Source organism: Binatus sp. (SeqCode), assembly GCF_049584895.1.
Taxonomy (GTDB): domain Bacteria; phylum Desulfobacterota; class Binatia; order Binatales; family Binataceae; genus Binatus.
The window spans coordinates 17,868-38,408 of the sequence record NZ_JBAUYR010000005.1 but is presented as its reverse complement, the minus strand read 5'-3'; the positions used below and the strand labels follow the sequence as shown (position 1 = coordinate 38,408).

Sequence of the window (20,541 nt, the reverse complement as noted above, 5' to 3'; positions counted from 1 at the left end):
GCGCCGATGCTCTGTTGCCCTGGCTCCATTCCTACAATCATCACCGCCCCCATCAAGGCATCGGCGGCCGCACTCCTATCTCTCGCCTTCCGAGGGACAACCTGTTGCAACTCGACACCTAACCCCTGACCCCTTCCCGAGCGGGAAGGGGAACCGGAATTTAAACACCCCAGAGTTCAGTGCTGCGGGGGCTTCTTGGCGTTCTGCTTGTCCTGCTCTTCTTTGTAGACCTCGTCCATCTTTGGCTCGAGGGCTTCGTAGAATTGCTTGATGTGTCCGACGTTCGAGCCGAGGTCGCCCGGGAAGTATCGCAGTAGCGAGGTGGTGCCGGGGCGCGCCAGGCCGGAGCGCGAGCATACGTCGATATCGCCGGATGGCTCGACCGTGATCCTCACGTCGTCCTCGAATTTGAAGAATCGCGACGTATAGACGCAATCGAGAGTGAAGTTGCTCGGGTTGGACTTGGCGATCTTCCATCCGCCGAGCGAGTTGACCGTATCGGTCGAGAGCTGGAACAATTTCTCGCGCGGAATTCCGGGAAAGCTGCGGCGAATCAATTCTGGATAGACATCCTCGAGCGGCGCGGGTTCCGCCTTCGACACGTCGTTTCGCGTGATCTGCATTTGGGGCTCTTTTTTTTCGGCGTGCCTGCGCGGCTTGGCCTCCGCGGTGACCGGTGGTGGCGGCGGAGCTTCCATCACGCAAGTAACCGATCCCGATCCGGTCGTGCTGGCGGCCGCGGAGTTCTTCGTGAGGAACCTTTCCACCCGTTGCCCGATACCCGGCCTTTCGAAAATCGTTTCGTTGTTCAAGATCATCGTGACCCCGGCAGCTACGATCGCTACCGCGACGAAAAAAACCGCGAGGCGGATAATCAGTCCGAGCAAACGGCGCAGGATCGGAACGAAGATCAGAGCCGCGAGGATGACAACGGCAATAACGATTTCAGCCGGCGTGAACATAGATTGTGAATTCCCCGGTGAAATCCCTAGCTGTTTCTATGCCGCTGGCGCAAGCGCCACGCGGACATTTCGGCGCCGATGCGACCGTTAGGCGCAGATAGCAATCAAAAGGTACACCGGCGCGACCCTGATTCGGATCGCGCCGGCATTCGGCAAAGTTTGTGAAAATTTCGTCGCTTAGGCGGGGGCGCCGGCGAATCCTTCGCGGCCGTCGCCGCGCAGAATCGCGTCGAAGCGCTTACCGCCGAGGTAGAAGCGGCGCGCCTCGTCGTCGGTGACGGCTGCACGGCGAACGTCACGGCGGCGAATCGGCCAAATCCCGCCGACCATCGGATGCCGTCCCTGGCGATAGCTGAAGAAATAGTACGTGAACTGACGGAGTACGCCCTTGCGCGCTTCCGCATCGAGTCCGCGGCCGGCGCATACGGTGAGCATCGTGTGCAGAAAGCGCGGGATCGAATAGAAGCCCTTGTAGGCGTCGCGATACGCGCCGAGCCAGCTCTCCGTGTCGAGCTTGTCGTGCTTGAGCGTGACGTGCTGCGAGTCGAGCTGATTGAAATCCCAGTCGATGATCGCGCCTTCCTTGGTGAAGCGGACCTGGTCCTCGGTGCCCGGCAGCGGAGTCATGATGAAAAACGACACGATGTCGAAACCGATTTTTTTCAGTGTCGCCGCTGCGACACGCCCGCAGTCCGGGCCATCGAACGGGAATCCCAGCATGTAGCCCGCATGCACCGACACTCCGACCTTGTGCCAGTTATTGACGACGCGACGGTACTTGTCGATTACGTGCGCGCGCACCGCTTCGAGCTTGCCTTTGCCCTGCCGGTCGTCGGTGTTCTGATACTTGGTCGCAAAATTCAGATTGTCGGGGTTGAGCGACTCGATTCCGACGAATGCCTGGTAGCATCCCGCGGCCGCGGCCAGTTCAGTGAAACGCTTGCTGCGCCGATGCTTGGCGGTCTCAGTCTCGCCTTCAGCCACGTTCGCGTAGCATGACGCGTCGACGTCCACCTGCATCATGAACGAGAGCTTCGGATATTCTTTCTTAACTTCGACCAGCCCGGTGAGAATTTCTTCCCATCGCGGCGATCGGAAAAAGTCGTCATCGACCAGGAACAGCGACTCGATACCGTGATGCTGGCATGCATCGCGGACCCAGCTCACGACGGCGTCGGGCTCGCGCGAGCGCATCGTGCGGCCCATCACGTTCTTCACGCTGCAGTACGAGCAGGTGAACGGGCATCCGCGCGACGTGTCGAGCGTGGTCATGGTATCGTTGAAAAATCGCGTGAGGTAACGGTCGTCGAGCACCGGCAGCAGCGACTCGGTGATCAGCGGCACGATAATGTCTTCCTGACCGGTCTTGGCGCGAATTCCCTGCGTGACCGAGTAGCCGAGCTTCAGCTCACCGCGCAGAAAGTCCTCGACGATATCGCCCCAGATATTTTCAGCCTCGCCGACCACGGTGGTCACGCCGCATTCGTTGAGAAACTTGCACGAGTCGGGGAACCCGCTGACATGGAAGCCGCCCATCATCGTGGGGATGCCTGCGGCGACGAATTGAAGCGCGAGGTCGCGACCGCGCGGATACTGATTCGATTGCACTCCGGCCAGCCCAATCAGCAACTCGACGCCGTCTTCGCGCGCCTTGTCCTTGATCGCGGTGATCGTCTCGGGGCTGACAATGCCGTCGCAGATTTCGTCCCAAATCACGGTCTCGAGGCGGACGTTGCGCTCGGCCGCATAGCGCTTGTTGAACGCCTCGTTGAGCGCCGTCATCACGGTCAAAGTGTTGTTGGGCTGAACGCCATAGCGGAAATACTGGACGAAGCCGTCCTCGTCGTAGCGCGACGGCTTGATGAAATAGACGCGAACCGTTCGGCAGACCGCAGGCTTCACCGCGTCTGCGGTCGCGCCTTCGCGAGCGGTCAACTGGAGTGCTGCGGCCGGACGGTCGCCGCCGTAACGATTAGTTCCCAACAGCCAGTAGAGGATACTCGCCGCGAAAATCAGAAAAGCACCAAGAAATACAAGAAATAACATCAATCGATCCTCTGCTTTTGGTTCCTACCCCTTGCAGCCCAACCTGCCCATCACACCCGAACGCGGGGAGTATCTAACCGCTCGGTCAGAATACCAGTAAACAAATCCCGAACAGGAATGTCAACCCATCGGTATTAAGACATGTTTATATCGCCGCGGTCGAGGAAATGGCCCAAATAATCGGCGCAAGGGGTAATCAGCGGTACATTTCGACGAGGTTGATCACACCGAGGTCCAATCCGCACAGTATGATCAAAACGATCGGTTTATTTATTGGGCGGTATTGGCAGCGTTAGTGATCTACTCCGAAGAATGGTTAGCCGACAACGCGATCATATTCGGCGTGATCGCCGATCCAGAACCACAAGATACCGCTCTCGACATCGATGCCGAGAGCGCGATGGTTAAGGCCGACTCGGCACGACCAGAACCGACCTACGCGCTTGAGGTGAAGAGAGGGGTGACGGGGATCATCTTTGAGGAGGCGGTACTTCGCATCCGCCAAGCGCTGCACCGCTGGTCGCAGTCCTCGATAGCATGCCCAAAACCTCGGAGCGGCGAAGTGCCTCAAAACTCAGTAGATTTGTCCACCGCATGGGCGCGAAGGGCTTCATCGGCCAACGAGTCGAGTTTCCCCGCTTTTACGTCATGTTCGATCTGGCGATCCCATGCAACTGCGTCAAACTCAGCGAACCACCGCCGAAACTCTGCGAGTTCCTCAGCCGAAAGACCGGAGACTTTCTTCTCTATGGCTTCGAGTTTACTCATGGAAGAAACAATACCACCTTGTACTTTCGCGGACTAACGGCTCTCGCCTGGGCAATCACCTTCAAAAAACAGACCGCTTAACGGTACATTTCGACGAGGTTGATCAGGCCGAGGTCGCGATAACGCTCGACCAGGTAGCCTTTGATTTCCTGCACGCTGGCCATCTGCAGAGTCTCGCGCGCGATCAGGCGGGCGGTCTGATAATCAACCTCCCGAATCACCTTGCGCACGACCGGAATAAACAGTGGGCTCAGGCTCAGTTCGTCGAGACCCATCCCGACCAGCAGCAGCGTCGCGAGCGGGTCGCTGGCCATCTCGCCGCACAGGCAGACCTCTTTGTCGGCCGCTCGCGCGACGTTGACGACCTCGGCGATGGCGGAAATCACCGCGGGATGGAGCGCCTCGTACAGGTGCGCAACCTTGGGATTGTTGCGATCGGCGGCGAGCAGGTACTGAATCAGATCGTTGGTGCCGACCGAGAAAAAATCCACCTCACGCGCAAGCCGCGGCGCCAGCCACACGGCGGACGGCACCTCGACCATGATGCCGACTTCGATATTCGGATTATGCTCGAGGCCCTCCTTGAACAGCTCGGCCTGCGACTCGGCCAGCAACTCTTTGGCGCGGCGCAATTCCTCGAGGCTCGAAATCATCGGGAACATGATGCGGACGTTGTGCTTGGCTGCGGCGCGGAGAATCGCGCGGAGCTGAACCTTGAACAGGCCGGCCATCTCGAGCGAGATCCGTATCGAACGCCAACCCAGGAACGGGTTGTCCTCGCGAGGTACCCGCATGTACGGCGGATATTTGTCGGCGCCGATATCGAGCGTGCGAATCGTGACGGGACGCTTGCCGATCGCCTCGAGCATCTTGCTGTAAAGCGCGAGCTGCTGGGTCTCGTCGGGAAAATCCTCGTAGGTCAGGAACGAGAACTCCGATCGCAGCAGACCGACGCCCTCGGCGCCGTAGCGCAGCGCCAGGTGGATGTCGGGGAGCAGCGCGATATTGGCGAACATCATCACGCGATGGCCGTCGCGGGTCGCGGTGGGCGCATTGCCCTCCTCGATAAGCTCTTTTTTGAATGCGTCGTAACGCCGCTGCAAGCTCACGTAGTCGCGCTCGATCTCAGTGCCGGGGTTCACGTAAACCACGCCCGCGTTTCCGTCGAGCACGAGTTGATCACCCTCGAGGACGGATTCCATCAGGTGCTCGACGCCAACCACCGTCGGAATTTCGAACGCGCGCGCGAGGATCGCCGCGTGGGAGGTGACGCCGCCGGATTGCAGCGCGATACCAGCGAGCCGGTCATGATTGACCATCGTCAACTGCGAGAGGGTGAGTTCCTCGGCAACGATAATCGTCGGCTTGGCGAACGGCGCGCGCTTTTCCTCTTGCCGCAAATGTCGCAGCACGCGATGGCCGACGTCGCGGAAGTCGGTAGCGCGCTCGCGCAGGTAATTGTCGGCGACCGCGAGCATCGAGGCGCTGAGCTCCTCGATCACGCGGAACAGCGCGCTCTCGGCGGTGTAGCCGTTGGTAATACTGTCGCGGATGCGGCCGACGAACTCCTCGTCCTCGAGGATCATGCGATGGCCGTCGAAAATCTTGAGGTCCGACTCGGGCATCAGCGGTTCCATTCGCACCCGCAGCGTCGCCAACTCGGCGAGCGAACGCGCGAGCGCCTCCTCGAAGCGCTTGCTCTCGACCTTGGGGTCGCGGGATTTCTGATGACGGTCGACACTGCTCAGGAAAGTGCCGACCACGTGCGCGTTGCCCTGCGCAAATCCCGGTGAGGCGGAAAGACCTGCCAGGCGCGGGCGGCGAATCTTGGCCGGCGCGGCGTGACGCGTCTTGCCGCCGACTTTTTCGTAGTCCTTGAGCTGGCGGTTGGCCTCGATCATGCGGCGCTTGTATTCGAGCCGCTCTTTTTCCTTGGTGACGAGCGATTCGCGCAGCCTGAAATGAGAAAGAATTTGCGCGACCTGGTTGGCGGCGGTGCTCAGCAGCCGGATTTCGTTCCGATTGAATTTGCGCCGCTCGAGCGTTTGCGCGACCAGCACTCCGAGCGGCTTTTTGCGCCCGTCATGCACCGGCACGCCGAGAAAAGTATGGAAGCGCTCCTCGCCGGTTTCAGGAAAATATTTGTAGCGCTGATGGCTGATCGCGTCGGGCACGTAAACCGGCTCGTCTTTCTCGAGCACCAGCCCGACCAGTCCCTCGTTGAGGCGCATCGAGACCTTGCCTACCGATTCGCGATCGAGCCCGACGGTGGCGCGGAGCACCAGCCGCTCGCGCTGCGGATCGAACAGGTAGAGCGAGCAGACCTCGGCTTCCATGCCGGATGCGATCGCGAAAGCCACGCGATCAAGCGTCTCGCGAAGGTCGTCAGAATGCTCGCCGCCAATCGAGGAGAGATGCTCGATAAAAGCGAGGCGATCCTTGTTGGCACTCATTTGTGAAGTCTCATCAGCGGCGCAAAAATTTTATCGGAATGATCGCGTGATGAACAATGCCGCCGCGGAATTTTTAATCCTCGTCGCGCTCATTGAAGCCCGGCGGAAGCGTGGTCGTTCCATTTTGCGCCTTCGAACACCGGTCATTAATTCGCTCGACCAGTCCCGGAATCATCGACGTAAGATCGGACGGAAGCGCTTTGATCGCCGGATCGTCGAACCTCAAATTGAAGTAGTCGAGCGCGAGCTGCACGACCGCCTCCGCCTGATGGAGATCGCGCTTGCGCTTTATCGGATCACGCGTCGGCTGAAGCGATACCCACAACTTGTGCAACGCGAACACGCGCGGCTCAGGCACCACAAACCTGACCGGGAAACCATTGTCGGCGATCACGATTTGGGTCATCAGAGGCAACGCAGTGAGCCATTCGAGACCGCGCAACTGTTCCGCGATGAGATCGATGCCGGTACCGATGCTGTTGAGGCCGCCAGAGGAATCGATCGGCGCGCGAATCAAATCGACCATGAAGCCCTTCGCATTAACCGCTCGAAACGATCTCTTTCGTTGAGGCTTGAAGGTCGCGTCGACGTCCTGAAGTATTCCGAGCAGCCCCGCACTCCGTACCGAGCCCGCGAGTTCGATTTCAGATTTCGTGTTCAGCAGAGTGTCGAGATCTTCGGTCTGAAGAAGCCCGGCTTTGAGCTGCACGCCGGCCGCCATCTCGTAGGCATACATCGCGTGGCTGCCAAGAATGATCAGGTGACTGCCGAGCAGCCCGCTCGCATCGATCGATCGCACAATGTCCGCCGCAAGCCGCGGAACCCGATTCACTCCCGCGGCGACGCAAAACTTGGCCTGTCGCGCGACTTCGAGGTTAATTGTTTTGATTCGCGCATCGAGGTCGCGTTTGGTTTCGGTAAATTCCCGGTAAGCATTCTCGGTCTCGGGCGAGCGCGGCCCAAGCGAGCGATTGCCGCCGTGACGGTCGGTGATACGGATGAGGTAATCGTGGTCGGCAACCTTCTTCCAGTATAATCCTCCGCGAAATATCCGACGCTCTGCGTGAAGCTCGACAGAATGTTCGTAGAGTTGCGCAGTATCGACAGCGATTCTGCGTTGTTCCGCGGTGAGTTCTTTGAGTTTCAAGGGTTTTCCTCTCAAATCAACTCGTAGCCGATTTGAAAGGAAATTCTAGCAGAATCAAGGAGTTAATCCATAGTTTTGGGCCACAAGACAGGTTGATTTTCCTTTCAAATGTGCTCGCGGTCAAAATGAAAAGGAAAATACCTATGTTTCCTTGGATTTTTCGGGCTTAACTCGCCGACTGAGTCGGCTCGAACGGTGCCAGTGCGCTCTTCAATAAGCCGCGGCCGGCGCGACATCGCCGCGATCGAATCGCGTCGATAAGCTCGCGCTCGTCCTTGATTGGACCTTCGAGCAGCGTTGTGACGCATCCTACTGATCCGGCAGAATGCGAGTCCGAGCCCGCGACCTCTGCAATCCCGAGATGACGCGCGACTTTGAGCGCGAAGACGTTTTCATCCTCGCCACACGCGCCGTTGAGCACTTCGATCGCATCGACCAGCTCGAAGATTCTCAACTTTGCCGCGCGGTCCGGGTACGCCGGATCGATCGGCTCCGAGTCGGGGTTGATAAACGAAAAGCGCGGGTCGAGTTTGTAGCGGAACGGATGATTCGCGATCAGGATCCCGCCTTCGAGATCGATCACCCGCCGCAGTTCGGCCAGCTTGTATATTCCACCGACGTAGCGCTCGAGCCCGAATGCGCCGACGTGGCCCATGTCGGTCGTCACTTCCATCCCGCGGAGAAAAACAATGCCCGAGTCTCCCGCCATCGCGGCCATCTCGCGCGAGTCCCACATGTTGTCGTGCTCAGTGATACAGACCGCGCCGATTCCAATCGCACGCGCGCGATCGACCAGGTCCTTCGGCGCGAGGTTCGAATCCGAACTGCCGCGATTGGTGTGGAGATGCAGGTCGACGGTAAAGTAGGAACCCGCTTGCTTCGTCATCCGACTAACATGAGCGACGCTGTGTCATCCTGACGACAGGGAGCGTCAGCGACGGGAGGAAGGATCTCGGACAGCTTCGCGCCACGCGAGGCCGGTTCCGGTTCCGAATCGCCCGCCTTGGGCGGGCCACCTTATTTCGGCGACTCCTTGGCGAGCGTGATTTTCTTCATGTGGTCGCCCTTCTGAATCTGATCGACCGCGTCCATCCCCTTAATCACGCCGCCGAATACGGTGTATTGCCCGTCGAGTCCCGGCTGCGGCTGGAGGCAGATGTAGAACTGGCTGCCGCTCGAGGCGCGCGTCGGATTAACTTCGTCACCCTGCCGCGCGGTCGCGAGACTGCCGCGCAGATGCTTCTCCTTAATCTCGGCAGGCACGGTGTATCCGGGGCCGCCAGCACCGGTGCCGTCAGGATCTCCTCCCTGGATCACGAAGTCCGGGACGACCCGGTGCCACGTCAGGCCGTTGTAGAAGCCCTTGTTCACGAGCGTCTCGAAATTCGCCACGGTCTTGGGCGCAGACTCGGGATAGAGCTCGAGGACGATAGTGCCGCGTTCGGTGTCGATAATTGCGTAATGGCCGGTGTTTCTCACTGGAAGTCCATCCGTTGCGCCCTTGCAGGCCGAAGCGAATACGAGCATCGCCACGACGGCAAGACACGACATTCTAAAGGAGTTGAGTTTCATTTTATCCCTTTCGCAATCGCACGAACAATCAAAGGTCGATGCAGATTAGTCCTACAGTCCTGTATGGAAGTATTCGAGGCGTGATCAATCCGCAAGCGATGAAGTGACCGTCCCCGCGGCTATCCCTTGAGGAACTTCGACACTGTCGCCGCTAACTTCGCCGGCTCCTCCAGCGGCATCATATGCGCGCCGTTATCGACCAGATGGATCTTTGCGCCAGGAATTCCTTTGCGAAACTCATCGGCATAGACCGCGGGCAGCAGCTTGTCGTCCTTGCCCCACACAATCAGCGTCGGTGCCGCGATTCGATGAAGCCTTTTGCGCAGACCCTTGTCCGGTATCGGCCACATGAATTTGCCGGTGCATCCGAGAGCCCACGTGATCCGAATGAACCCATCCTGATCCTCGGGATTCAACGTAATTCGCTTCAACGACGGGTGATGCTGATCCTTGAACAGCAGCGCGGGCAGATCGGTCTGCGGCGTCACGATGTAATTGCGAATCGGAGAGTCGTCGCGCCACAGACCCAGCGGACTTATGAGCACCAGCTTACCGACGCGCGTCGGATCGGTCGCCGCAATTTCTCCGGCGATCATACCGCCGAACGAATGACCGACCACCGCCGGCGCCTTGAGCCCGAGCTTGTCGAACAGGTCGTAGTAGTAGAGGACGAGATCCCACATGTCGTCGAGCGCCTTGTAGGAGTCCTCGTCGCCCGCCGTGATCCCAGGATGCTCCGGCGCATGGACAGTGAAGCTCTTCGCCAGCTCGTCGAGCAGTTCGGTTTCGATAGGCCCATAACCGCCATGGAGATAGACGATCGGCGGCCCATCGCCAAGAATCCTTACCTTAGGATGAACCTTATCGCTCCAAACGCTTACCGTCTTATCTTTTGCAGCCGCCATATCTATCCCTCTAAAGAACCTTTCCCGCGCCCCTGAGAGCAAAGTAGCGCGCCGCGCGCAACTTTGCGTTTTTCACTTTCACACTGGGTGCAGGGGTCACCCCTGCCGCCCGCCGCGCAGGCGATTATTCTCTCCTCGTCGACTACCGCGCCGCCGCATGCACTCCGTTCGACGCGATCTTTGTGCGCGGCCCCTTCAGCGACTCGGGCCACCACTTATTCTCCCATTCGCCGTCCCACACGCCGCGGAAATGCGGCAGCACCTCGCTGCAAAACAGATCGATATTCTTGATCGTCAAATCATGCGGCATCGATCCGATATGCAGCAGCACCATCAGGTTGCCGACGCGCAGTTTCTTCACCGCTTCCATCAACTGCTGACGCACAGTGGCCGGCGATCCTGCGATCACGAACTGATTGTCGACGAAGTCCTTGTACTTCCAGGTCGGAATCTTATTCATCACGTCGAACAACTGCGGATTCAACTTGGTCACGCTGTTGACCAGGCTCTTATAATCCTGGTTGCCGGCGACGGGAAAATATTCCGGCAAAATATGCAGGCACTTATCGTAAAAATATCGGATGTGCTTGTAGTAGTCCTTTTCGGCCTGCGCGTCGGTTTCCGACACCGCCACCAGCTGCAAAAATCCGGCGCGATACGGATTGGGATCATGATTGCCCTTCGCGACGAAATCCCAGAACCCGTCCATCACGCGTTTGCCGAAGTTGTTCCCCCAGTACGACAAGAAGCAGTAGCAGTGGTTGTGCTTGGCGGAAAAATCCCAGGTCGAGAGACTGCCGCTGCCGGGAATCCACACGGGCGGATGCGGCTTCTGAATCGGACGCGGCCAGATATTGACCATCGGCAGTTTGAAGTACTTGCCGTTCCACGCGAAAATCTCGGGCGACGTCCACGACTTGATAATCAGGTCGTGCGCCTCGTAGTAACGCTCGCGCTGCTCGATCGGTGGGATTCCGTAGCACAGGTTCACGTCCTGCGACGTGCCGAGCGGCATCCCCGCCACCATGCGGCCGCCGCTGATACAATCGATCATCGAATATTCTTCCGCGATTCGTATCGGCGGATTCGAAGTCGGCAGCGTCGCTCCCATCTGCACCACCGCGACGTCGGTGCCGTTAGTCGCGCGCGCGAGAATCGATCCCATCAGGTCGGGATTCGGCATGAAGCCGTAGGCGTTCTGATGATGCTCGTTGACGCAGATCCCGTCGATTCCCTTGTCCGCGGCATGGATCAGCTCGTCGAGCGTCCAGTTGTAGTACTGCCCGACCTTCACCGAATCGGCGAGCTCGCAATACGGCGGGTCGACCCACACCGAGTGGTATTTCTGCGCGAAGTCGTCAGGCAGGTCGCGATACGGCATAAGATGGAACATCGAAATTTTCATCGTCGGAGGCCTCCCATCACGCGTCAGCTTTTCAATCTCCCAATACCACGCGCAGCGCCGTCTCCCAAGAGTGCGGCGTTGCGAATCTTATCGCTGTGCGGTTCTATGTTCACAGTGAAATTGCTCGTTGTACTCGTAATCGCATCGATACTCCTATACGCAACGCTCGTGCGCGCCGACCCTCCCTCGCGATCGTTCGTCGGCAATTTCATCGGCAACGACGCGACCGTCGAAAACTATCTCTCCATTTCGGGCGGCGTCGATCGCACGCAGAACTTCGAGTCGCTGTACCTCGAAAAAACCATTTCCTCCGACGCCAGCTTCTCGCTCTTCGTCGGCTACCAGCGCCTCGAGCAGGAAGGCGAGGACGCTGCCGTCAGCGGATTCAGCAACCTCGGTTTAGGGTATAAGCACCTGCTCCTGGCACTCCCTGCCGATGGATTCGTTCTCACGATCAACCCAACTCTTGAGCTGCCGGTTGGCGACAGCCGCGTTTCCGAGACGCATCCGCGCGCCGGCGGCGACCTGCTTTTTCAGAAAGGCTTCGGAGACCTGCCAGAATCGCTCGCGATTTTGCGGCCCGCGGGTATTGAGGGCGACGCGGGATTCGAAAGCAAAGTCACCGGCGCCCGCGACGACTTGCTGAATGCCGACCTCGAGCTCGAATATTCGCTCGGCTACCTCGACGCGAATGTCGCGGCAGATTCGGTTCCGATGCTGCTACGCGATCTCACGCCTCATCTCGATTTCGATTACGCGCAATATCTAAGCGCGCACAACAACTCGTCGGCGCCCGACCTCGAGCTGACTCCCGCAATCGCGTGGATGAACGACACGTTCGAGGTGAATCTCGGCGCCCAAATCGCCCTCAACCGCGCGTCATCAGGCACAGGTCCGGTCGCCTTCGTCTGGCTCCTAGGCGTCTCGTACGATCAACTCCTACCCGCCCTAGGCTGGAAGCCCTTCCAATAAGAGAACGCGCGCTGGATTTTTCACGGCTCTCTGTTCTCTCTTTTCAATTCTGGCTACGGTCAGAGAAATAGGACCTCTGTTCCGCCTTTCCATTCTGGAAAGGGGGTTAGGGGGATAGGACGCCGCGACTTTTATACTTTTCCGGTTCCCCTTCCCGCTCGGGAAGGGGCTAGGGGTTAGGTTCCTCACGCTATAGACAACGCCCTCAATTGAAGGTGACAATGCGCACCCATGGAATCGTGGTTCAACAAAGCAAGATTCGGGATGTTCATCCATTGGGGCCATTGCAGCCAGCGCGGCCTTGAGCTGTCATGGCCGCTGGTGGGAGGCGTCGGCGCGCTGCCCAACGGCCAGAGCGTTGGCGTCGACGAGTACCACTCGACCGCCAAAACCTTCAATCCGGTAGACTGGGATGCGCGCTCTCTCGCTAAAAGCGCCAAGCGTGCCGGTATGCAGTACGCCGTTCTGACTAGTAAGCATCACGACGGCTACTCGCTATTCCACACCAAACATTCTGACTATTCAATTGAGTATTCGCCTTTCAAGCGCGATATAGTTCGCGAATACACAGACGCGTTCCGGGCCGAGGGTCTCAAGGTCGGACTGTACTACTCACTTATCGACTGGCATCATCCTGACTATCCGACCTTTCTCGAGTCCGACAAGCCTTACAAGTGGGGCGCGTGGCGCCGCTCGACGCCTGAGCAATGGAATCGGTTTATCGAGTTCATGTTCGCCCAGATGCGCGAGCTGCTGACCAACTACGGCAAGATCGATCTGCTTTGGTTCGACGGCGGATGGGAACGCACGCCGGAGGAATGGAAGTCACGCGAGTTTGTCGAGATGATTCATTCGCTCCAGCCCGAGGTCGTTATCAATGATCGCATTCCAGGCTACGGCGACTATCAAACGCCCGAGCAGGCCGTTCCTCCCAAGCCGCCCGAAGGCCCGTGGGAAACGTGCCTGACGATTAACAATAGCTGGGGTTATAACCCTTCCGACAAGGACCTCAAATCGACCCGCTCGTTGATCCACACGCTGTGCGAGGTGGCCGGCAAGGGCGGCAATCTGCTGCTCAACGTCAGCCCGATGGGCGACGGAGCGCTGCCGCCCGAACAGGTTGAACGCCTCGACGCGATCGCTGACTGGATGAGCCGCAACAACGAGGCGATCGTCGGCACCGACCCCGGCCTCGAGCCGTGGCAGTTCTATGGACCGTCGACGCGCCGCGGCAATCGCGTGTACTTGCACGTGCTCGCGAGGCCGTATGAGTCCGTCTCGGTGCGCGGGGTTAAGGTGAAACACGTCGGCGACGCACGTCCGCTGTCGAGTACCATTTCGCTCAAGGTGCGCAAGCGAGTCTCCGCCGCCGACTCGCTGTTCAACCGCGATCCGATCGGCGAGTTAGTGATCGCGACGCCGGACAGCGCCCTCGACTCGATGGCGACCGTCATCGCCGTCGATTTCCAGCAATAGTCAGTCGCCGATCATCGAGCCGCTGTGAAGTTCCACGAGTAAGGCTTGCCGTTGACAGTCATCGCGACGCGATACGTCTCCCCACCTGCGAGCGGGTCCCTCACTATCATTACTACTTCGCCAAAAGCGTTGAGGATGCCGCGTGCGTGTGCCTGCGTCGCGGCGTCGGGATTGGTGTAAGTCTGGTAATCGTAGGCGCAGGTCTCGACTATCGTTCCAGCCGCCGCGCCGGTGGTCTGAGTCAGGTGAGCGTCTGTGATCTTCGCCGGCAGGTTTGTCCCCAGTTGGAACGTAATCGTAAGTTGGTCCGTCGAGTACCCGGGACATGCCGACAACGGATCCGGCCATTCACCGCGGAATCCGCTGGGCTTAACTGTTACGCCGTCGGGCGGGACTTCGAGCGGATGAGCAAACGTGTAGCCTCGAGATGCCGGGTGCAGATCGCTGATCGGATCCAGTACCATCGCGCAGTAGGTGCCCACGCAATACTCGCCAAACCCCGCTCGCTTGAGCTCGGGATTCACCAGCTGCGGCCGATGGAACGGTCCCGAGATCCAGACCTCAATAGCTCTTGTCTTTCGCTGCGCATCAGTCGTGCGCATAACCGGTGTGAATATCACGTCGCTCACACGCGCGGCCTTCAGACCGGCGGCCGAATAGCCAGGCATCGATTGCTCCTCCTCGTGCATCTTGCCTCCGACATTCCCAAACGGCGGGTGATAGTTGGTCATCAGATATTTCGCGTGGGCGAAGCAGCCGGCGCTTAGCCTCGCATCCTCTTCCACCGGCGGCACGCCGAGACGCGTGCGGTATGCGTTCAGCACGGTCAACCAATCGGGGCTCGACCCGACGACAGCGGGAGTCTCTTCCGCCGTTGGCGACGGCGATGGAACCGCCGCGACATATTCTGCCGGCCCGCTCATCGACGCCATCGCTTCAGGCACCGGCGTCGCGCGATGTTTGAGTCGCGCGGTCCGAGATGGAGATGGCGGCGGCGGCAGCGACTCCGTTTCCGTTGGCTCTGTCTCCGGCAGCGCGGCTGTCGGTGCCGGCTTCGGTAACTTTGCGATCGCGGTGAACCTCGTGGCGTCTGCGACCGTAAAGTTCCACGCATATGTCTTTCCATCCGCCGTGATCGAGACCGAGTAGCGCGACCCGGGCTGCAGCGGCGATCGCGGAACAATCACCACCGCACCTGCATCGCGCAAGTTCCAGTGGGCGAATTCCTGCAAAGAATGGATGTGATTGCGATAGCTATCCGCGTCGAAGGCGCAGTGTTCGATCGGCTTGCCGTCTTCCATCAAGGAAGTCGCGGTGAGTTTCGTGTCCACCAGCCGTCCGAGTTGCAGCGTCAGCGGAAGCCCCACCGGCCGCGTGTAACCCGGACAGCTCTCGAGCGGATCGGGCGTCTCGAGACCGATCCAATCGAGCGCAACGTTCGCGCGGTCGGGGGGAAACTCGATCGCTCTCGGATATGCCTTCTGTTCCTCGGGCGGCTGGGGCAATCGCAGCGCCGCAACCCAGCATCCTTCCTTCTCAGCCTCGCCGTAGCCGGCATCGATCAGGTCAGGATCGAACACCGCGAGGCGATGAAACGGTCCCTCGATCCAACGATCGATCTGCTGCGTCACGTCGTACGAGCTACAACCCCACGCCAGCTGGAGGTTACGCGCCGCCGCCGCGCCGATCGTTGTATAACCGGCCTTGCCCGGCTTCTCCTCGTACGCATCTCCGCTCATCGGCTTTGCACTGCGCATGTCCTCGCCGAAGTTGATCAACAGGTAACGAGCATGCGCGGCGGCGCCGGCACTCAACTGCGGATTGTCGCGAATTGGATCGAGACCCAAGCCGGCGCGATAGAAATTCATCCGCTCCAGCCACGGAGGCGCCGACGCCGCGACCAATTTGGTTGTCGGTGATGGCCGGGTTGATTTTGGCGCCGGCGCCGGAGCGGGCGCTGCGACGCTCGCGACCGAAGTGATTGCCGCGGGGGTACTCGGCGCGCGTGCTATTGACGCCGCGGGAGTACTCGATGCGCGCGCTATTGAAGCGGCGGGAGCCGGCGCCTTCGCGACTTTCGCAGTCGGAGCAATCGGCGCTTCGACCGGCTTCGGCGTGGCATACGAATCCACCCACGCGACCATCTCGTTCAACGTCGCTAGCGACAGCAGATTCCATTTCTCGAAATGGTCCAGCAATCCAACGAAGACGAGAATTGCAATGACCGCAGTGGCGCGCATGATTCGACGCCAACGCTGTCGCTTGAGCGCGTCTGGATCGATAAACCGGTACGGAGTCGCGCCGCCAAACCTGATTAAGTCGCCGTGCTTGAGTGCCCGCCTGCGGCGGATTCGGCGCCCATTGACGAACGTGCCTTGCGCCGATTTGAGATCGACGACGTGGTAACGCCCGCGCGCATATCTGATCGTCGCATGACGATATGTGACGCTCGGATCAGGAAGATGCAGTGGCGACCCTTCCGCCGATCCAACCACCGCTTCATCGAGCGCGAGCAGCAGCAACCGCGTGCCTGCCCCCTCGCGATCGAGAGCCAACAGACGCGCCGCCTGCGGCCTCAGCATTTGCGGCTAGCCTCGCGTGGCTCGCTCAAAGCCGCGGCCGTTAAAATACAAACTCATTACCCTTCGCGGTCGGAGCCGGAGGCGGAGCTGACGCAGATGGAGACGATGCGGACGGAGACGATGCGGACGGAGACGATGCGGACGCAGATGAAGCTAACGGGGCCCCTGAAGAATCCGCGCAGTATGGAGCGGCGCCGGTTGCGTTGCTGGCAGCGCGCTCAGCCAGCATCTTTTGAAGATCCTGCTGGCAGTTGTTCTGCCCGGTTTGATAGTAGCGGTACCTGTACATCTTGACCGATCCGTTCGGCGGCTCGACCAGGATCGGCCCGCCCATCTTGGACGCTTCCTCAGGCGTGTATCCCATTTCGGCCGGGGTCATCGGCGCGGGAGGTGTTTTTGATTTCCAGACTGGCAGACCGGGGAGGCCGACCGATTGAAGATTGCCATGCGGGTCCTCGGTCCATTCGAAGCATCCGGCCAACCCGCAACACCAGATCGCCACCACCACTAGTACCGCACGTCTCAAAACAACCGTCCCCCTCCTCTTTGCAGACAACCAACAGTTAGCGGCGCAACTACATCATGGACCTATGGCGAAAGTCCAGTTGTACTGCCTTCCGTTCGCGTTCATCGATACTGCGTACTTCCCGCCCTTGTCGAGCGGCGCGCGCAGAATCAACACGACCGTGCCGTAGGACTTCAGCACGTTGCGTCCAAGGTCTTGTGAGTATGCGTCGGGGTTCGAGTAGCTAGTCGAGTCGATACCGCATGCCTGCACTGGTGAGCGGCTGCCGTCGGGGTTTACCCGCGCGAGTGAGTAATCACTGAGATGCGTATCCATCCAGTTTCCGAGCTGAAGTGTAATAGCCAGTCCGCTGGGCGGTGCATAGCCGGGGCAGCTGGTAAGTGGATTGGGCCATTCGTTTTCGAACGACCTTATCGCGACGGTTCCGCCGTCCGGAGGAAACTCGATCGGCAAGCTCCTCGCCGCCGCCGCCGGCATTTCCCCCTGCGATCCTTTCAGCAAATTGAGTCCGGCAGCGCACGCCTCGGATTCGCAGTCGAGTCCGAATCCTGCGCTGGTCAGTTTCGGGTTGAGTATCGGCATCCGATGGAACGGCAGTGACATCCATCCGTCGATTGACCACTCCGGCGAGCCCCATCCGTCGGCATCGTTCGACACTCCGCGCATCGACCACACGTCCATGTCACTGGACTTGGCGGCCTCGAGTCCTGCAGGCGTGAAATTCGCGTTCCCCGGATCCTCCTCATGCATCTCGGCGCCGAGACCGCCAGTCATGATCGCGTCGTGGTAGTTCTTGACGATATACGCGGTATGCGCCCTGTCGCCCTTGCTCAGCTCAGGATCCTCAACGATCGGCGGCAGCTTAACCATCGCGCGGTAATAGTTTACTCGCCGCAACCATGCGGGCCCGGCGGCGGACGCGGGATTCGATGACGACCCCGGAGCCGATCCCTCTGCCGCTCCCGTCTCACTCGATGCGGACTGAGTATTCGCCGCCGAAGGCGCGGAACCGGCCGCGATCGGCGAACTTGGTGCGACTGGTTCCGACGTCGAGGGTGCAATTCTGGCGCGATAACGAGCGACGGCGAATCCAGCGAGGAACATCACGGCCAAAATCACGAGTCCTCGTCGCAATCGCTTCGCCACTGACTGCGGGTCGAATGCAACACGCACGGCGCCGAATTTGATCTCGTCGCCGGGCTTCAGTGCAGTGGGACCGCTCAGTCGGCGGCCGTTGACGAACGTGCCGTTTGTCGATCCGAGATCAGTCAGCTCAAAGCCGCCCGCCTTGCGCGTAATCGTCGCATGACGGCGCGATACTGAAGTGTCGTCGAGCACCACATCGTTCGACGGATGAGTGCCAATGGCAATTGTCGGCTGGTCGAGTGAGTATTCGCGCGGAGGCGAACTGCCTAATGTAACGAGCCGACTGCCCGCATTGCTCTTCTCGTTCGGTGTTTTGTCGGCAGCTCCCTGTTTCAGCGCCATCGATCGTCCTAACCCAGATTCCAGAAGCGGCCGACGTTCTGCGCCGCGCGCTCGATCATCGGCATCACCCGATCGCCGCCATCGTCCGGACGAATCGGCTCGTCCGCGTCGCGTCCAAATTCGTCGATCACCGCGCGGCCCGACTCGGCGATTGCTTCGAGGTCGTAGCCGCCTTCCAGCGCAGCGACCATCTTCCCGCCGCAGCATTCTGCCGCCAAACGTTTCACCCGCCGCGCCATCGCCGCGAATCCCGCTTCGGTCAAACGCATCTGCGCGAGCGGATCGCGAAAGTGTCCGTCAAAGCCAGACGACACCAGGATGAACTCGGGTTTGAAATGGCGGCCAATCGGCATGATCAAGTGATCGAACACTCGAAGATATTCGGCGTCGCCGAATTCCGCCGGCATCGGCAGATTCACGGTGAACCCCATCCCCGCGCCGTATCCGATTTCGTGGAGCGATCCGGTGCCGGGGTAATGCGGGAACTGATGCGTCGATACGTACAGCACTTCGGGCGATTCGTAAAATATATCCTGCAGGCCGTTGCCGTGATGGACGTCCCAATCGACGATCATCACGCGCTTGAGCCCGCGCGACTCCATTAGCCACTTCGCCGCGATTGCAACGTTGTTGAAGAAGCAAAATCCCATCGCGCGATTAGGCAGTGCGTGATGCCCCGGCGGCCTGACTATAGCAAATCCATTATCTACTGCTCCGTCCATCACCGCCTCGACCGCGGTCAGCACTCCGCCGGCGGAAAGCAGCGCGGTCTCGTAGGTGTCGCGCGAGCTATGCGTATCGGGATCGAAATCAAACCGATCGAGCGACGCCGTCCGCACCATCGTCGCAATGTACTCGGGAGTGTGACAGCTCTCGATTTCCTCTTGCGTCGCTTCGCGCGGCGCCATGAATTTGAGGTCCGGCCGCTTGAGCGCCTCCGCCATCTCGATCATCGCTGCGATACGCTCGGGACGCTCCGGATGCGACCGGCCGGCGAAGTGTTTCAGGTAGCGGCGATCCGCGACGAGTCCGGTTTTATACATCGTTGACACTGCCGTCTGGTATGATGATTAACTTGCAGGAGCGGGCATCATTGCTCGTGCGGTCATCAGAGTTTGGACCTTTTTGAAATAGTTTTGATTCTCGCGATCGCGCTGATCGTGGTCGGCCCCGAACGCCTGCCCGAAGTTTTGCGCACCGTAGGAAAAGTCTTGCGTGAGCTGCGCCTGGCAAGCAATACCGTTCTCCACGAACTGACCGACGTGCTCGAAGAGCCTCGTCCTAACACTCCTGCGCCGCCGAAATCCTCGCCTCAAGCCGTGCAGCCTCCGCCCGCTCCACAGTCGACTGAGGCGGTGCCGACTACCGCCGTGCCGCCCGAGAACAAATAGCCGGTCGTCCCGCACTGTGCCTAGCGAGGATATCACACCGCCAGCGCCCCTCGAGGCGACGCCCGAGCAAGCCGGGATGTCGCTCATCGAGCATCTGCAGGAACTCCGCACCCGCCTGATTCGATCGTTCATCGCGGTCGGCATCGGCTTCGTCATCGCGTATGCGATCGCCGATCCGCTCTTCCGTATGCTGACCTGGCCGATTCGCGAGGTTTCCGGCGGCAAGGTGTTGCTGATCGGCACGGGGGTCGGCGAGGCATTTTACACCAAGATCAAAGTCGCGCTGATCGCGGGACTGTTCATCGCGAGTCCTGCGGTATTTTACGAGATCTGGAAATTCATCGCGCCGGGCTTGTACGAAACCGAGCGGAAGATGGCGAAGCCGTTCGTCATCTTTGCGACGATTTTTTTCGTCCTCGGTGGATACTTTTGCTGGGCGGTGGTTTTCAAAGTCGGCTACACATTTTTCCTCGGGCAATACGCAAGCATCGGCGTCACTCCGACGATTCGTATCAGCGAGTATCTGGCCTTTTCCTCAAAGCTGCTGCTCGCGTTCGCGCTCACGTTCGAGATGCCGATTTTCGCATTCTTCTTCACCAAGCTCGGCATGATCGATTATAAGATGATGCTCGGCTACTGGCGCTATGCGATCCTCGCGATCTTCATCGTCTCCGCGGCCCTGACCCCGCCCGATATGGTCTCGCAGTTCCTGCTCGCGATTCCGCTGCTTCTGCTTTACGCTGTGAGCGTGGGCGTCGCGTGGATGTTCCGGATTGAGCCTGCGGAAAAATCCACCGCGACCACTCCCAAACCGCAACAACCTGAAATCGTCTGACCGCGAAGCGAAC

18 protein-coding genes are annotated in these 20,541 nt (G+C 59.7%); 5 read left to right on the top strand and 13 right to left on the bottom strand.

Annotated elements, in window-relative coordinates:
- Window positions 1-11: 11 nt before the first annotated feature.
- On the top strand, window positions 12-122 hold the full coding sequence (locus tag WB650_RS01255; RefSeq protein WP_422306926.1) for a hypothetical protein: 111 nt from the start codon (window positions 12-14) through the stop codon (window positions 120-122).
- Between the two features lie 54 nt (window positions 123-176).
- On the opposite strand, the gene WB650_RS01250 is transcribed toward WB650_RS01255, so the two are convergent.
- From WB650_RS01250 to WB650_RS01210, 9 genes are all read right to left on the bottom strand, one after another.
- Window positions 177-962 carry a DUF1499 domain-containing protein gene (locus WB650_RS01250; RefSeq protein ID WP_422306924.1) on the bottom strand — a complete coding sequence of 262 codons (786 nt, stop codon included), beginning with the start codon at window positions 960-962 and terminating at the stop codon, window positions 177-179.
- 177 nt (window positions 963-1,139) lie between these two features.
- Window positions 1,140-3,008, bottom strand: coding sequence for a B12-binding domain-containing radical SAM protein (locus tag WB650_RS01245; RefSeq protein WP_423959127.1), 1,869 nt, complete (start codon window positions 3,006-3,008; stop codon window positions 1,140-1,142).
- Window positions 3,009-3,575: 567 nt separating this feature from the next.
- Window positions 3,576-3,776 (bottom strand): hypothetical protein, encoded by a 201-nt coding sequence (locus WB650_RS01240; RefSeq protein WP_422306920.1) that lies wholly within the window; start codon window positions 3,774-3,776, stop codon window positions 3,576-3,578.
- 77 nt (window positions 3,777-3,853) lie between these two features.
- Window positions 3,854-6,229, bottom strand: coding sequence for a phosphoenolpyruvate--protein phosphotransferase (gene ptsP, locus WB650_RS01235; RefSeq protein WP_423959125.1), 2,376 nt, complete (start codon window positions 6,227-6,229; stop codon window positions 3,854-3,856).
- A gap of 73 nt (window positions 6,230-6,302) precedes the next feature.
- Window positions 6,303-7,376: a GSU2403 family nucleotidyltransferase fold protein gene (locus WB650_RS01230; RefSeq protein ID WP_423959124.1), complete on the bottom strand. Its 1,074-nt coding sequence runs from the start codon at window positions 7,374-7,376 to the stop codon at window positions 6,303-6,305.
- Window positions 7,377-7,542: 166 nt separating this feature from the next.
- Entirely contained in the window at window positions 7,543-8,262 is a 720-nt protein-coding gene (locus tag WB650_RS01225) for a CehA/McbA family metallohydrolase (protein WP_423959122.1), read from the bottom strand.
- 131 nt (window positions 8,263-8,393) lie between these two features.
- A complete protein-coding gene (locus tag WB650_RS01220; protein ID WP_423959120.1) occupies window positions 8,394-8,948 on the bottom strand; it encodes a peptidylprolyl isomerase in 555 nt (184 codons plus the stop codon).
- A 119-nt stretch (window positions 8,949-9,067) separates the two neighbouring features.
- Complete coding sequence (locus WB650_RS01215) at window positions 9,068-9,853, bottom strand: alpha/beta fold hydrolase (protein ID WP_423959118.1); 786 nt, start codon at window positions 9,851-9,853, stop codon at window positions 9,068-9,070.
- A gap of 142 nt (window positions 9,854-9,995) precedes the next feature.
- On the bottom strand, window positions 9,996-11,258 hold the full coding sequence (locus WB650_RS01210) for an LLM class flavin-dependent oxidoreductase (protein ID WP_422305338.1): 1,263 nt from the start codon (window positions 11,256-11,258) through the stop codon (window positions 9,996-9,998).
- Window positions 11,259-11,372: 114 nt separating this feature from the next.
- Here WB650_RS01210 and WB650_RS01205 point away from each other — a divergent pair, with 114 nt between their 5' ends.
- Entirely contained in the window at window positions 11,373-12,230 is an 858-nt protein-coding gene (locus WB650_RS01205; RefSeq protein ID WP_423959116.1) for a hypothetical protein, read from the top strand.
- A gap of 231 nt (window positions 12,231-12,461) precedes the next feature.
- Window positions 12,462-13,706: an alpha-L-fucosidase gene (locus tag WB650_RS01200; protein WP_423959115.1), complete on the top strand. Its 1,245-nt coding sequence runs from the start codon at window positions 12,462-12,464 to the stop codon at window positions 13,704-13,706.
- Between the two features lie 11 nt (window positions 13,707-13,717).
- Here WB650_RS01200 and WB650_RS01195 read toward each other — a convergent pair whose 3' ends face one another.
- The 4 genes from WB650_RS01195 to WB650_RS01180 are packed head-to-tail and all read right to left on the bottom strand — an operon-like array spanning window position 13,718 to window position 19,345.
- Window positions 13,718-16,288 carry an FHA domain-containing protein gene (locus tag WB650_RS01195; RefSeq protein ID WP_422304415.1) on the bottom strand — a complete coding sequence of 857 codons (2,571 nt, stop codon included), beginning with the start codon at window positions 16,286-16,288 and terminating at the stop codon, window positions 13,718-13,720.
- A 40-nt stretch (window positions 16,289-16,328) separates the two neighbouring features.
- On the bottom strand, window positions 16,329-16,814 hold the full coding sequence (locus tag WB650_RS01190; RefSeq protein ID WP_423959113.1) for a hypothetical protein: 486 nt from the start codon (window positions 16,812-16,814) through the stop codon (window positions 16,329-16,331).
- A gap of 54 nt (window positions 16,815-16,868) precedes the next feature.
- On the bottom strand, window positions 16,869-18,302 hold the full coding sequence (locus tag WB650_RS01185) for an FHA domain-containing protein (protein WP_422304417.1): 1,434 nt from the start codon (window positions 18,300-18,302) through the stop codon (window positions 16,869-16,871).
- A gap of 8 nt (window positions 18,303-18,310) precedes the next feature.
- Window positions 18,311-19,345, bottom strand: a complete 1,035-nt coding sequence (locus WB650_RS01180) for a histone deacetylase (protein WP_422304418.1) — start codon at window positions 19,343-19,345, stop codon at window positions 18,311-18,313.
- A 72-nt stretch (window positions 19,346-19,417) separates the two neighbouring features.
- Between WB650_RS01180 and WB650_RS01175 the strand changes: the two genes are divergently transcribed.
- Window positions 19,418-19,693, top strand: a complete 276-nt coding sequence (locus WB650_RS01175; protein ID WP_422304419.1) for a Sec-independent protein translocase subunit TatA/TatB — start codon at window positions 19,418-19,420, stop codon at window positions 19,691-19,693.
- A 16-nt stretch (window positions 19,694-19,709) separates the two neighbouring features.
- Window positions 19,710-20,528 carry a twin-arginine translocase subunit TatC gene (tatC, locus tag WB650_RS01170; RefSeq protein WP_422304420.1) on the top strand — a complete coding sequence of 273 codons (819 nt, stop codon included), beginning with the start codon at window positions 19,710-19,712 and terminating at the stop codon, window positions 20,526-20,528.
- The last annotated feature ends 13 nt before the right edge of the window (window positions 20,529-20,541 follow it).

Bases quoted from the DNA above. Each gene is read 5' to 3' on its own strand.
- WB650_RS01200 (WP_423959115.1), top strand. From the start codon at position 12,462: ATGGAATCGTGGTTCAACAAAGCAAGATTCGGGATGTTCATCCATTGG.
- WB650_RS01210 (WP_422305338.1), bottom strand. From the start codon at position 11,258: ATGAAAATTTCGATGTTCCATCTTATGCCGTATCGCGACCTGCCTGAC.
- WB650_RS01180 (WP_422304418.1), bottom strand. From the start codon at position 19,345: ATGTATAAAACCGGACTCGTCGCGGATCGCCGCTACCTGAAACACTTC.
- WB650_RS01225 (WP_423959122.1), bottom strand. From the start codon at position 8,262: ATGACGAAGCAAGCGGGTTCCTACTTTACCGTCGACCTGCATCTCCAC.
- WB650_RS01220 (WP_423959120.1), bottom strand. From the start codon at position 8,948: ATGAAACTCAACTCCTTTAGAATGTCGTGTCTTGCCGTCGTGGCGATG.
- WB650_RS01195 (WP_422304415.1), bottom strand. From the start codon at position 16,288: ATGCTGAGGCCGCAGGCGGCGCGTCTGTTGGCTCTCGATCGCGAGGGG.
- WB650_RS01250 (WP_422306924.1), bottom strand. From the start codon at position 962: ATGTTCACGCCGGCTGAAATCGTTATTGCCGTTGTCATCCTCGCGGCT.
- WB650_RS01245 (WP_423959127.1), bottom strand. From the start codon at position 3,008: ATGTTATTTCTTGTATTTCTTGGTGCTTTTCTGATTTTCGCGGCGAGT.
- WB650_RS01185 (WP_422304417.1), bottom strand. From the start codon at position 18,302: ATGGCGCTGAAACAGGGAGCTGCCGACAAAACACCGAACGAGAAGAGC.
- WB650_RS01215 (WP_423959118.1), bottom strand. From the start codon at position 9,853: ATGGCGGCTGCAAAAGATAAGACGGTAAGCGTTTGGAGCGATAAGGTT.
- WB650_RS01240 (WP_422306920.1), bottom strand. From the start codon at position 3,776: ATGAGTAAACTCGAAGCCATAGAGAAGAAAGTCTCCGGTCTTTCGGCT.
- ptsP (WP_423959125.1), bottom strand. From the start codon at position 6,229: ATGAGTGCCAACAAGGATCGCCTCGCTTTTATCGAGCATCTCTCCTCG.